The organism is Pseudomonas sp. BF-RE-22, from assembly GCF_019956155.1.
GTDB lineage: Bacteria > Pseudomonadota > Gammaproteobacteria > Pseudomonadales > Pseudomonadaceae > Aquipseudomonas > Aquipseudomonas migulae.
Map to the genome: position 1 here is coordinate 16627 of NZ_JAHBDD010000022.1, position 13293 is coordinate 29919.

13 protein-coding genes are annotated in these 13293 nt (G+C 61.0%); 9 read left to right on the forward strand and 4 right to left on the reverse strand.

The window, feature by feature from the left end; all coding sequences use genetic code 11:
• Positions 1-53: 53 nt before the first annotated feature.
• From KGA82_RS12705 to KGA82_RS12715, 3 genes are all read right to left on the reverse strand, one after another.
• Entirely contained in the window at positions 54-398 is a 345-nt protein-coding gene (locus KGA82_RS12705; protein ID WP_008024653.1) for a cupin domain-containing protein, read from the reverse strand.
• Between the two features lie 166 nt (positions 399-564).
• Positions 565-1968: an amino acid permease gene (locus KGA82_RS12710; RefSeq protein WP_008024654.1), complete on the reverse strand. Its 1404-nt coding sequence runs from the start codon at positions 1966-1968 to the stop codon at positions 565-567.
• Between the two features lie 103 nt (positions 1969-2071).
• Positions 2072-2974: a LysR substrate-binding domain-containing protein gene (locus KGA82_RS12715; protein ID WP_223450577.1), complete on the reverse strand. Its 903-nt coding sequence runs from the start codon at positions 2972-2974 to the stop codon at positions 2072-2074.
• A 222-nt stretch (positions 2975-3196) separates the two neighbouring features.
• On the opposite strand from KGA82_RS12715, the gene KGA82_RS12720 reads away from it, so the two are divergent.
• Complete coding sequence (locus KGA82_RS12720) at positions 3197-3961, forward strand: sulfite exporter TauE/SafE family protein (RefSeq protein ID WP_223435501.1); 765 nt, start codon at positions 3197-3199, stop codon at positions 3959-3961.
• Here the strand turns inward: KGA82_RS12720 and KGA82_RS12725 are convergent.
• Complete coding sequence (locus tag KGA82_RS12725) at positions 3951-4265, reverse strand: putative quinol monooxygenase (protein ID WP_008024657.1); 315 nt, start codon at positions 4263-4265, stop codon at positions 3951-3953. The genes KGA82_RS12720 and KGA82_RS12725 overlap by 11 nt on opposite strands.
• A 162-nt stretch (positions 4266-4427) precedes the next feature.
• On the opposite strand from KGA82_RS12725, the gene KGA82_RS12730 reads away from it, so the two are divergent.
• The 8 genes from KGA82_RS12730 (at position 4428) to KGA82_RS12765 (ending at position 13269) form a co-directional block, all read left to right on the forward strand.
• On the forward strand, positions 4428-5018 hold the full coding sequence (locus tag KGA82_RS12730; protein WP_223450579.1) for an NAD(P)H-dependent oxidoreductase: 591 nt from the start codon (positions 4428-4430) through the stop codon (positions 5016-5018).
• 152 nt (positions 5019-5170) lie between these two features.
• Positions 5171-6082, forward strand: a complete 912-nt coding sequence (locus KGA82_RS12735; protein WP_008024659.1) for a LysR family transcriptional regulator — start codon at positions 5171-5173, stop codon at positions 6080-6082.
• Positions 6083-6185: 103 nt separating this feature from the next.
• A complete protein-coding gene (locus tag KGA82_RS12740) occupies positions 6186-7079 on the forward strand; it encodes an NAD-dependent epimerase/dehydratase family protein (protein ID WP_223450580.1) in 894 nt (297 codons plus the stop codon).
• A gap of 205 nt (positions 7080-7284) precedes the next feature.
• Entirely contained in the window at positions 7285-8730 is a 1446-nt protein-coding gene (locus KGA82_RS12745; protein ID WP_008040823.1) for a SulP family inorganic anion transporter, read from the forward strand.
• Positions 8731-9041: 311 nt separating this feature from the next.
• Entirely contained in the window at positions 9042-10391 is a 1350-nt protein-coding gene (locus tag KGA82_RS12750; RefSeq protein WP_192227665.1) for a gluconate:H+ symporter, read from the forward strand.
• A gap of 15 nt (positions 10392-10406) precedes the next feature.
• Positions 10407-11267 carry a MurR/RpiR family transcriptional regulator gene (locus tag KGA82_RS12755; protein WP_223435496.1) on the forward strand — a complete coding sequence of 287 codons (861 nt, stop codon included), beginning with the start codon at positions 10407-10409 and terminating at the stop codon, positions 11265-11267.
• Position 11268: 1 nt separating this feature from the next.
• Entirely contained in the window at positions 11269-12744 is a 1476-nt protein-coding gene (locus KGA82_RS12760) for an N-acyl-D-amino-acid deacylase family protein (RefSeq protein ID WP_223450581.1), read from the forward strand.
• A 156-nt stretch (positions 12745-12900) separates the two neighbouring features.
• Complete coding sequence (locus KGA82_RS12765) at positions 12901-13269, forward strand: glyoxalase superfamily protein (RefSeq protein WP_192227667.1); 369 nt, start codon at positions 12901-12903, stop codon at positions 13267-13269.
• Positions 13270-13293: the final 24 nt, after the last annotated feature.

The following is a 13293-nucleotide window of genomic DNA, read 5'->3' on the forward strand; positions in this document are numbered from 1 at the left end:
CGCATCGACATTTACCGGGAAATCACGTCGGGTGATCTCCCGGTTTTTTTGCATCAGGCAAACACGAAATACTTGCGCACGGTTTCAACCACTTCCCACGTGCCTTTCATCCCCGGCTCGATGACGAAAATATCACCGGCACGCAGATGGATCGGCTCCTTTCCTTCCGGGGTGATGATGCAGTAACCCTCGCGGAAATCGCAGTATTCCCACTTCACGTATTCCACATACCACTTGCCCGGCGTGCAGATCCAGGTGCCCATGATCTTGCTGCCGTCTTCGCTGGTGTAGGCGTTGAGGTTGACGGTGTGCGGATCGCCTTCGAGTTTTTCCCATTTGCAGGCGTCGAGTACTGGCAGCGGGTGGGTGTCGCGAAGAACGGTAATCGGTGCGGACATGATGACTCCGAGCGTGATGGAGAACTGAAGTCGCACCCTATCGGGCTTGGTGTGGCGTCAGTTGTCTGTGCTCGACATCGAGGTATCCAGAAACGCTGGATTCACTGCGCTCGCCATAAAAAACGCCCCGGCATTCATCGAATGCCGGGGCGTTTTTTTTACGCGATTACTGAGTCACTGACAGCTTTCGGTGCCTGGCCATGCGCAACCGATAGCAACCGTAGATGAGCAACACCCACACCGGCATGGCGTACACCGAGGCGCGCACCGGCGGGATCATCCAGATAACGCAGATGATCACGGCCATGAACGCCAGGCACAGGTAGTTGGTGTACGGCGACCAGAACGCCTTGAAGCCTGGCACGATGCCGCGCTGGACCATGGCCTTGCGGAACTTCAAATGCGTGAGGCTGATCAGCGCCCAGTTGATCATCAAGGACGCGACCACCAGGGCAAACAACAACTCAAGCGCTTCGTGCGGCGCGACGTAGTTGACCAGCACCGCCAGCATCGTGATCAACGCCGAAACGCCCAGTGCCAGCAATGGAACGCCCTGCTTGTTCAACTTCATCAGCACTTTGGGGGCGTCGCCTTGCTCGGCCAGGCCGTAGAGCATGCGGCTGTTGCAGTACACGCCGCTGTTGTAGACCGAGAGCGCGGCGGTAAGCACCACGAAGTTGAGGATCTGCGCGGCGGTGTCGCTGCCGATCAGGGCGAAAATCTGCACGAACGGACTGCCGCTGTAGGCATCGCCCGAGGCGCCCAGTGTCTGCAGCAGTTGGTCCCATGGGTAAAGCGACAGCAACACGGTGAGTGCGCCGACGTAGAAGATCAGCACCCGATAAACCACCTGGTTGATGGCCTTGGGAATGACCTTGCGCGGTTCGCTGGCTTCAGCGGCGGTGATGCCGACCAGTTCCAGGCCGCCGAAGGAGAACATGATGAACGCCATCGCCATCAGCAAACCGTTGGTGCCATTGGGGAAGAAACCGCCGTGGCTCCACAGGTTGCTCACCGATGCTTGCGGGCCGCCGGTGCCGCTGAACAGCATGTAGCAGCCCAGGAGGATCATGCCGATGATGGCCACGACCTTGATGATCGCGAACCAGAACTCCATCTCGCCGAACACTTTGACGTTCAGCGTATTGATCAGGTTGACCAGCACAAAGAACACCGCCGCGCTGACCCAGGTCGGCACTTCCGGCCACCAGAACTGCACGTACTTGCCGACGGCGGTCAGCTCAGCCATGCCCACCAGCACATACAGGACCCAGTAGTTCCAGCCGGACAGGAAACCGGCAAAGCCGCCCCAGTAGTTGTGAGCGAAGTGGCTGAACGAGCCGGCCACGGGTTCCTCGACAATCATTTCGCCCAGTTGGCGCATGATCAGGAACGCGATGAAACCGGCAATCGCATAGCCGAGGATCATCGACGGTCCGGCGGACTTGAGCACTCCGGCGGAGCCCAGGAACAGCCCCGTACCAATGGCGCCGCCCAATGCGATCAGTTGAATGTGCCGATTTTTCAACCCCCGCTTGAGCGTTGCCTGTTGCAAGATTTCATCCGCCATCTGGTTCCCTTTTGGTTGTTGTGGCCAGGCTTGATTTGAAAGGGCAGATATTACTCTTCGCAGCCTTCGTCATACAGGTGCCTGTTGGGCCAAACACTGGTTTTCAAAGGCTCCCGGCCCGGTTTGCAGCGCACAACGCGTCGAGCAAGGCTCTGGCGTAACCGGGCAGGCCAGCAAACGAGCGGGCGCACAGCAGCAGTTTGCGCTGCGCCCAGGCTTCCTGCAGGGCAACGTATTTGAACGGTTGATCGACGGCCCGGCGCTCGATCGCCGCCAGCGGCACGATCGCCAGCCCCGCGCCGCGAGCGACCATGCGAATCACCCCGTCGAAGCCTTCCGCCCGGATGCGGATCTGCATGCGGGTGCCCGTGTGCAGCGCCTGTTCTTCGAGGTACACCGCCAGTGCGCTGTTGGCGCTCAGGCCGACGTAATCGTGATGCAGCGTCTCGCTGAAGCTCGGTGTTGCGCCGTCAGCCAATGGATGCCCGAGTGGCATGATCAGCACCAGCGGATCGTTGCGAAAGGGCTGGGTTTCGAGGGCGTGGGTGTCGACGGCGTCGGAGACGATGCCAAGGTCCGCCGCACCCTGATGCAGTGCATGGACGATGCGCAGGCTTGGCAATTCCTGCAGATCAATGTCGAGGTTGGGATGGCGGCAGAGGAAGTCCGCCAGCACTTCCGGCAGGTACTCGGTGATTGCCGTGGTGTTGCATAACAAACGCACCTGACCTTTGACGCCTTTGGCGTATTCGGCCAGGTCCTGCTGCATGCGGTCGGCGTGTTGCAGTAGTAGTCGGGCGTGTTGCGCCAGGGCTTTTCCGGCGGACGTGGGGGTGACGCCGCGACGACCGCGTTCCAGAAAGTCGATGCCGAGCGAGGCCTCCATCGCGCGGATTCGCGCGCTCGCCGCCGCCAGGGATAAATGGCTGCGCGCGGCGCCGGCGGTGATGTTGCCGGTGTCGAGGATATTCAGGTAAAGGCGCAGGTCGGTGAGGTCGAAGTGCATGGGTACAGCCTCGGGAGGTGTGTTGACTGGGCAGCCGCCTTCGCGGGCAAGCCTCGCTCCTACAGGGTCACAACAGTGCAAATACCGCATTAACTGTAGGAGCGAGGCTTGCCCGCGAAGGCGTCAGCAGCAACAACGAAATCGTCAGCCTCTATCAAAACAAGAGGCACCCTCAGTATATGGCGAATTTTCACACGGCCAATCCAGGCGCAGGATCAGCCCATGAATACACTCGCCACGTTCTACCAAAATCTTGGCCTGGCCCTTTCTCTACTGGTCATCGCCACCTTCCTCCTGGCCGGCATGATCAAAGGCGTGATCGGCCTCGGCCTGCCAACCATCGCCATGGGGCTGCTCGGTCTGGCTATGGCACCGTCGCAGGCTGCCGCGCTGCTGATCATTCCGGCGACCCTGACTAACGTCTGGCAACTGGCATTCGGCGGGCATTTGCACGGGCTGGTCAGGCGGCTGTGGCCGATGCTGCTGGCAATCTTCATCGGCACCGGTGCCGGGACGGTCTGGATTGGCATGGCGGGTGGTCATTGGGTGGTGCGGGGGTTGGGCGCGGCATTGCTGCTCTATGCGTTGAGCGGTTTGTTCCTGCCGACTTTGCGCGTCAGCCGTCAGACCGAGCGCTGGCTCGGTCCACTGTGCGGCGTGCTGACCGGCGTCATCACTTCCGCCACCGGCGTCTTCGTGATTCCGGCGGTGCCGTATCTGCAAGCACTGGGTTTGAACAAGGATGAGCTGGTGCAGGCGCTGGGCCTGTCGTTCACCGTATCGACCCTCGCCCTCGCTGCCGGCCTGTTGTGGCGCGGGGCGCTGGGCGGTGGCGAATTGAGCGCGTCATTGCTGGCGCTGATCCCGGCGGTGCTCGGCATGTTGCTCGGGCAATGGCTGCGCCAGCGGATCAGCGCCGTGCTGTTCAAACGCGTGTTCTTCATCGGCCTCGGTGTGCTCGGCGGCCACTTGCTGATCAGCGGGTAGCGGACGACGGGCTGAGCATCTCGATGGCACGGATATCGAAATCCTGTTCCAGGAATTCGTCGCGCTGTTCGAGGAACTGCTTCATGTGCGGCAGGTTCGAGTGCACGTCGAGGTGCGCCTGGGATTGCCAGATCTCGAAGAAGATAAACAGCGTCGGGTCCTGTTTGTCGCGCAGCATGTGGTACTCGATGCAGCCCGGCTCGGCACGACTCGCTTCCACATAACCGCGGAAGAACGCTTCGAAGGCGTCGGATTTTTCCGGGCGGGTTTTGGCGTGCAGGATGAAGCCTTGTATTTCACTCATCAGGAGTCTCCTCAAAGTCAGAATCGGCGCCATTTTATGGCAACAATCGCCCGTTGATTCGTGCGTATAGGTCAAATGAATTTTGCGAATTCAGGACTTATTCCGCGCGAGGCCGATGGCTAACCTGCCGCCATCCACTTTCTGACCCTTCCGAGATTCCTCATGAAAAAAGTACTGTTGCTCAATGGCGGCAAAAAGTTTGCGCACTCTGATGGCCGCTACAACACCACCCTGCATGAAGCCGCGTTGAGCGTGCTGGATCGCGGCGGCGTTGACATGAAAACCACCTTCATCGACGAGGGCTATGACGTCGCTGAAGAAGTTGCCAAATTCCTCTGGGCCGACGTGATCATTTATCAAATGCCGGGCTGGTGGATGGGCGCGCCGTGGACTGTGAAAAAGTACATCGACGAAGTCTTCACCGAAGGCTACGGCAGCCTCTACGCCAGTGACGGCCGCACCCGTTCCGATGCTTCGCAAAAGTACGGCAGCGGTGGTTTGGTGCAGGGCAAGCAATACATGTTGTCGCTGACCTGGAACGCGCCGCAGCAAGCCTTCGACGACCCGACCGACTTCTTCGAAGGCAAGGGCGTGGACGCGGTGTACTTCCCGTTCCACAAGGCCAACGAATTCCTCGGCATGACCGGTTTGCCGACGTTCCTGGCGGTTGATGTGATGAAACGCCCGAACATCGAAGGTGATGTGGCGCGTTATGAGCAGCACCTGACCAAGGTGTTCGGCCTGAAGGCGTAAGGTTCGGCTACTATCGTCATCTGGAATCCGAACCTGTAGGAGCCGGCTTGCTGCGGGCGGCGTTCCGACGATGGCGCCCTCAAGATCGCTATCGCCAGCAAGCCGGCTCCTACAAAAAGCGATCGGCGCTGAATTCTCGATAAGGAACACAGGTGAAAGCCAGATCCGATGAGTTGCAGATTTTCGTCTGCGTGATTGAGTGCGGATCGATTTCCGCTGCGGCCGAACAGGTCGGGCAGACGCCTTCGGCGGTCAGCCGCACGTTGTCGCGGCTGGAGGCCAAGCTAGATACCACGCTGATCAACCGCACCACGCGGCGCATGGACCTGACGGAGGAGGGCAAGTATTTCTTCGAGCACGCCAAACTGATACTCGATCAGATGGAGGAGCTTGAAGAGCGCCTCAGTTCACGTCAGCAAACCCCGTCCGGGCGTCTGCGGATCAACGCCGCCTCGCCGTTCATGCTGCACGCTATCGTGCCGTACATCGACGAGTTCCGCCGGCTCTACCCGGACATCCAGCTCGAACTCAACAGCAACGACCTGATCATCGACCTGCTCGAACAAAGCACCGACATTGCCATCCGCATCGGCACGCTGGCCGACTCGACCCTGCACGCCCGCTCGTTGGGTTGCAGCCCGCTGCACATCGTCGCCAGCCCGGCTTACCTTGAGCAACACGGCACACCGTTGGTGGTCGAGGACCTGAGCGGGCACGCGCTGTTGGGCTTCACCCACAATGAAGGCCTCAACCAATGGCCGCTCCGTTATGTGCATGGTGACCGCTGGCCGATTCAGGCGTCCATCAGCGCGTCCAGCGGCGAGACGATCAGGCACCTGGCGCTGGAAGGTCAGGGCATTGCCAGCCTGTCGCATTTCATGACCATCGAAGACATCCGTGCCGGGCGCCTGAAAGTGCTGCTGGCGGATTTCAACAGCGGTTATCGCCAGCCGATCAACGCGGTCTATTACCGCAACTCGCAGCTGGCCCTGCGGATTCAGTGCTTCCTGGACTTTATCCAGGGCAAATTGGCGGTGTACGCGAATGCGGATTTTGAAGGTTGATTCATGACTCCTGCGCAAGAGTGAATTGGGTCAACGGGGATTTTTCAGTCGTGATGACTGCTTGATACTCGTTGCATCACTTATTCACGCAGGGAGTTTCTCCATGAACGTATTCGTTACCGGCGCCGCAGGTTTCATCGGCGGCTCCATCGCTACGGGCCTGGTTCGCGCTGGCCACAAGGTCACCGGCCTGGTGCGCAGCAGCGAACAAGCCAATGAACTGAGCGCGTTGGGCATCACTGCGGTGATCGGCACTCTTGACGACAGCGCACTATTGGCCGAACAGGCCCGCGCTGCCGACGCCGTGATCAACGCCGCCAGCAGCGACCATCGCGGCGCGGTGGAAGCCTTGGTCAATGCCTTGCGCGGTTCCAACAAGGTGTTCCTGCACACCAGCGGTTCGAGCATCGTCGGCGATGCGTCGGGCGGCCAGTTCGGCGACGCCATTTATTACGAAGACACGCTGCCGGAGCCTACTGTCGACAAGGCGGCCCGCGTGGCCATCGACAACCTGATCCTCGATGCGGCGAACGACGGGGTGAACTCGGCGGTCATCTGTAACACGCTGATCTACGGCCACAGCCTGGGCGTCAATCGCGACAGCGTGCAGTTGCCGCGCCTGCTGAAACAGGCACGCAAAAGTGGCGTGGTTCGGCATGTCGGCACCGGCCGGAACATCTGGTCCAACGTGCACATCGAAGACGTGGTGTCTCTGTACCTGCTGGCGCTGACCAAAAACGTGCCGGGCACGTTCTATTTCGTTGAGAGCGGTGAAGCGTCGTTCGTCGACATGACCACGGCGATTGCCCAGGCGTTGAATCTCGCTGAGCCGCAAGACTGGCCGCTGAAAGAGGCCGAAGCCGAGTGGGGTTATGAAATGGCCAACTACGGTTTGGGTTCCAACAGCCGGGTGCGCGGCAAGCATGCGCGGGAGTTGCTGGGTTGGGTGCCGAAGCGGACTTCGGTGGTTGAGTGGATTCTTAACGAGATGGTGTGAGTTCGCTTTAGACCGCGTCATCGTTCTTCGCGGGCAAGCCTCGCTCCTACAAGGGTTGTGTCGTTCACAAAATGGGTGAGCGACATAACCCCTGTAGGAGCGAGGCTTGCCCGCGAAGGCGTCTTCAGCACCACCACAACTGGCCGGGCCGCCCTCAATTCCGTACCATCCGCCCCCTCTTCCCCAGTTGTGTCCAGTCCTCCCCATGAAAGCAAACCGTCTGCGCGCCGATGTCCTGGCCGGGCTCACCACCTCTTTCGCCTTGTTGCCAGAATGCATCGCCTTCGCGCTGGTGGCTCACCTCAATCCGCTGATGGGCCTGTACGGCGCGTTCATCATTTGCACCCTGACCGCGCTGTTCGGTGGTCGGCCGGGCATGGTGTCGGGCGCAGCCGGTTCGATGGCCGTGGTGATCGTCGCTCTGGTGGTGCAGCACGGTGTGCAGTACTTGCTCGCGACGGTGTTGCTGGGCGGGTTGATCATGCTGGCGTTCGGGTTGCTGAAGCTCGGCAAACTGGTGCGGATGGTGCCGCATCCGGTGATGCTCGGCTTCGTCAACGGCCTGGCGATCATCATCGCGCTGGCGCAACTGGAACACTTCAAGAGTGGTGACAACTGGCTCAGCGGCTCACCGCTTTATGTGATGAGCGGATTGGTGGCGCTGACGATGGCGATCGTCTATCTGCTGCCGCGACTGACCCGTGCCGTGCCGCCCGCGCTGGTGGCTATTCTGGGCGTCGGGCTGGCGGTGTATCTGCTCGGTTTGCCGACTCGCACACTGGGCGACATGGCGCACATCGCCGGTGGCTTGCCGACGCTGGCCTTGCCAGACATTCCGTGGACGCTGGACACCCTGCGCATCATCGCCCCCTACGCGATATTGATGGCGCTGGTCGGCCTGCTGGAAACCCTGCTGACCCTGAACCTCACCGACGAAATCACCGAGAGCCGTGGCTTCCCGGATCGTGAGTGTGTGGCGCTGGGCGCGGCCAACATGGTCTCCGGTGTGTTTGGCGGCATGGGCGGCTGCGCGATGATCGGCCAGACCGTGATCAACCTCAGCTCCGGTGGCCGAGGTCGGCTTTCCGGTGTGGTGGCCGGCGTGCTGATTCTGCTGTTCATTTTGTTCTTGTCGCCGCTGATCGAACGCATTCCGCTGGCCGCATTGGTCGGCGTGATGTTCGTGGTGTCGCAACAGACGTTTGCATGGGCTTCGCTGCGGGTGGTCAACAAGGTGCCGCTGAACGACGTGCTGGTGATCGTCGCCGTAACGGTCATCACGGTGTTCACCGACCTGGCCACCGCCGTGCTCTGCGGGATCATCATTGCGGCGCTCAACTTTGCCTGGCAGCAGGCCCGCGAGCTGTATGCCGACAGTCACCTCGAAACCGACGGCAGCAAGCTTTACCTGCTGCATGGCACGCTGTTTTTTGCCTCGACTACACCGTTTCTCAACCAGTTCGATCCTGCCAATGACCCGTCCGTGGTGACGATTGATTGTCGTCACCTGAGCTTCGTCGACTACTCGGCCATCGCGGCGCTGAAGACCCTGCGCGAACGTTACGCCAAGGCGGGCAAGCATCTGCGGGTGTTGCACCTGTCCGAACGCTGCAAGAAGTTGCTCAAGCGTGCCCGGGTCAGTCACGACTGATCTATCAATCCTCTGGGCTGCGGCCATTCCCTATAGGAGCGAGCCTGCTCGCGAAAAACGTTCAGACAACGCGTTGATTCAGGAAGTGCGCGTTATCGTTGACGCCCATCGCCGGCAAGCCGGTCTCGCTCCTACAGGGGAATGGATGAAAGTCCGCTTGCCTGATTTTCATATTCACCGACCTCGCATACCTCTGCGCGACAACCCTTACCCCTGTACGAAAATTACTTTCACCTCGTTTGAGTTTCACGCTTCGAAATGTTTTAAGAGTTTCACAAAACTTTCGACGTGACCCTTTCGAGGAGTACCGCATGACCCTGTCCTTCGGCTATTGGCTGCTGGTATATGCCGCCATCGCCATCATCGCGCTGATCGTTCTGATCGCCCGTTACCGGCTTAATCCCTTCATCGTCATCACCCTGGTCTCCATCGGCCTGGCATTGCTCGCCGGCATGCCGCCGTCCGGGGTGGTCGGCGCCTACGAGGCCGGTGTCGGCAAGACCCTGGGGCACATTGCGCTGGTGGTGGCGCTGGGCACAATGCTCGGCAAGATGATGGCCGAATCCGGCGGCGCCGAGCAGGTGGCGCGCACCTTGATCGACCGTTTTGGCGAGAAGAACGCGCATTGGGCCATGGTGTGCATCGCGTTTCTGGTCGGGCTGCCGCTGTTCTTCGAAGTCGGTTTTGTGTTGCTGGTGCCGATTGCGTTTACCGTGGCGCGCCGCGTGGGCGTGTCGATCCTGATGGTCGGTTTGCCGATGGTCGCCGGGCTATCGGTGGTCCATGCGCTGGTGCCGCCGCACCCGGCGGCGATGCTCGCGGTGCAGGTGTATCAGGCGTCGGTGGGGCAGACGCTGATGTATGCGATTCTGATCGGCATTCCGACGGCGATCATCGCCGGTCCGCTGTACGCCAAATTCATCGTGCCGCGCATTCAGCTGCCGGCGGAAAACCCGCTGGAACGGCAGTTCCTTGAGCGCGAACCGCGCGACAGCCTGCCGGGTTTCGGCATCACCATGGCGACCATTCTGTTGCCGGTGCTGTTGATGCTGATCGGTGGCTGGGCCAACCTGATATCCACACCGGGCAGCGGCTTCAACCAGTTTTTGCTGTTCATCGGCAACTCGGTGATCGCGCTGCTGCTGGCGACCTTGCTGAGCTTCTGGACCCTCGGCCTCGCCCAGGGCTTCAACCGTGAATCGATCCTCAAGTTCACCAACGAATGCCTGGCACCGACCGCCAGCATCACCTTGCTGGTCGGCGCCGGCGGCGGCTTGAACCGGATCCTGGTGGACGCCGGGGTCACCGACCAGATCGTCAGCCTGGCCCACGAATTTCACCTGTCGCCGCTGCTGATGGGCTGGTTGTTCGCCGCGCTGATGCGCATCGCCACCGGTTCCGCCACCGTGGCCATGACCACCGCCTCCGGCATTGTCGCGCCGGTGGCCATCGGTCTGGGTTATCCGCACCCGGAGTTGCTGGTGCTGGCGACGGGCGCCGGGTCGGTGATCTTTTCCCACGTCAACGACGGCGGCTTCTGGTTGATCAAGGAATACTTCAACATGAGCGTTACCCAGACGTTCAAGACCTGGACCGTGCTGGAGACCATTATTTCGCTGGTCGCCTTCGCGCTGACCGTGGGTCTTTCTTACCTGATTTAACCGGAGCCGCCTGCCATGGACATCCTCTACCAGATCCGCGCCCGTCAGGATTCCTTCAGCGCCGGCGAAGGACGCATCGCGCGGCTGATGCTCGATGACGTAGGATTTGCCTCTGCCGCCAGCCTCGACGAGCTGGCGCTGAGAGCGGAAGTCAGCACCGCCACGCTGTCGCGTTTCGCCCGCACGGTGGGTTGCCGCGACTTGCGCGACCTGCGCCTGCAACTGGCGCAGGCCAGCGGCGTCGGCAGCCGTTTTCTCGACCCGGCGGGCACGCCCGATCAGTCGGCGTTCTATGGGCAGATTGTGGGCGACATCGAGTCGACGTTGCGTCAGCACCTGTCGGCGTTCGACGAGTCGCGCTTCGCCGACGCGGTGAAACTGTTGGGCAAGGCGCGGATGATTCATGCCTTCGGCATGGGCGGTTGCTCGACCTTGTGCAGCGATGAACTGCAAGTGCGGCTGGTGCGCTTCGGCTACCCGATTTCGGTGTGCCACGACCCGGTGATGATGCGGGTCACCGCCGCCAGCCTCAGTGCCGAGCACGTGGTCATCGTCTGCTCGCTGACCGGCATCACCCCCGAGTTGCTCGAAACGGTGGAAGTGGCCCGCAACTACGGCGCAAGGATTCTGGCCATCACACGCAGCGACTCGCCGTTGGCGCAACTGGCCGACATCGTGCTGCCGCTGCAAAGTGCGGAAACCTCGTTCATCTACAAACCCACGGCGGCGCGCTACGGCATGCTGCTGGCCATCGACGTGCTCGCTACCGAGCTGGCGCTGGCCAATCCTGAAGACAATCAAGAGCGTCTGCGGCGGATCAAACTCGCCCTCGACGATTACCGCGGCGGCGACGATCACTTGCCGCTGGGAGACTGACATGATGTACGACACGCTGATTCGCAACGCCCTGATCATCGACGGCAGCAACGCCCCCGGTTACCCCGCCGACGTGGCGATTCTGCACGGCCGCATCGAGCGCATCGGCGACCTGCACGACGCCACCGCCACCGAAGAAATCGACGCCGCCGGCCGAGTGCTGGCGCCAGGTTTTATCGATGTGCACACCCACGACGACACGGTGGTGATCCGCCAGCCGCAAATGCTGCCCAAGCTCAGCCAGGGCGTGACCACGGTGATCGTCGGCAACTGCGGGATCAGCGCTTCGCCGGTGAGTTTGAAGGGCGATCCGCCAGACCCGATGAACCTGCTCGGCACCTCGGCGGCCTTTGTTTACCCGACGTTCCGCGACTACCGCGCGGCGGTCGAAGCGGCGAACACCACGTTGAACGTCGCCGCTCTGGTCGGCCACACCGCGTTGCGCAGCAATCACCTTGATGACCTGTTTCGCACGGCCACGCCGGATGAAATCAGCGCGATGCGTGAGCAACTGCGCGAAAGCCTTGAAGCCGGCGCGTTGGGTCTGTCCACTGGTCTGGCGTACGCCAGCGCGTTCTCGGCGTCCACCGATGAAGTGATGCAACTGACCGAAGAACTGACCGCGTTCGGCGCGGTGTACACCACCCATTTGCGCAGCGAATTCGAGCCCGTGCTGGAAGCCATGGACGAGGCGTTCCGGATCGGCCGTCATGCGCAATCACCGGTGATCATTTCCCACCTCAAATGTGCCGGCGCCGGTAATTGGGGGCGGAGTCCGCAACTGTTGGCCTCACTTGAAGAGGCCGCGAAAACCCACCCGGTGGGCTGCGATTGCTATCCCTACGCGGCGAGTTCTTCGACCCTGGACCTCAAGCAAGTCACCGATGCGCACCGCATCACCATTACCTGGTCCACGCCGCACCCGGAACTCGGTGGCCGCGACCTGATGGATATCGCCGCCGAATGGGGTGTGCCGTTGCTCGATGCCGCTCGCCGGCTGCAACCGGCTGGCGCGGTGTACTACGGAATGGACGAGGCGGACGTACGAAGCATCCTCGCGCATCCGCTGTCGATGGTCGGTTCCGACGGCTTGCCGGAAGACCCGTTCCCGCATCCACGTTTGTGGGGCGCTTTCCCACGCGTCCTCGGACATTTCAGTCGCGATGTCGGGCTGTTTCCGCTGCACACCGCGGTACACAAAATGACCGGGTTGTCCGCAGCGCGATTCGGCTTGAAGGAGCGCGGCGAAATCCGTGAAGGGCATTGGGCGGACCTGGTGCTGTTCGATCCTGCAACGATTCGTGATGTCGCGGATTTCAACGATCCGCAACGGGCGGCAGAAGGCATCGACGGGGTGTGGGTCAACGGTGTGTTGAGTTACAGCGAAGGGCAGGCGAACGGGAAACGAGAAGGGCGGTTCCTGGCGCGGGAAGGCGATTTGCGTGACGGTTTTCAGAGCCCCCACAAACCCCTGTAGGAGCCAGGCTTGCCGGCGAAAGCGATCAGCCAGTCGACAAATCTTTTGAACTGCTTCACGTGGTGGCACATTGCAATTAAAGAAAGCCATCGCCAAGCCGAAGCGCTGACACTAGCCCGGCTACACTCTGGGCCTTACCAGTCTGGGAGCAACTTGATGAGCTTCGGCAAAACCACCCCGATCCTGCGGATTTTCGACGAAAACAAAGCCGTGGAGTTCTACGTCGACTTCCTCGGTTTCAAGATCGACTGGCAGCACCGTTTCGAGCCGAATTTCCCGCTGTACCTGCAAGTCTCCCGCGGCGAATGCGTGTTGCACCTGTCGGAACATCACGGCGACAGCACACCGGGCTCGGCGCTGCGCATCGAGACCGATGAGCTGGAGGCGTTTCAGCAGCAATTGCTGGCCAAGGACTACACGTTTTCGCACCCACAGATTCAGGCCATGCCGTGGGGCAGCCAGGACATGACCATCAGCGATCCGTTCGGGAATCGGTTGGTGTTTACCAATGCGATTAGTGTGTAACGCAGCAGGAAAAATCACGCCTCG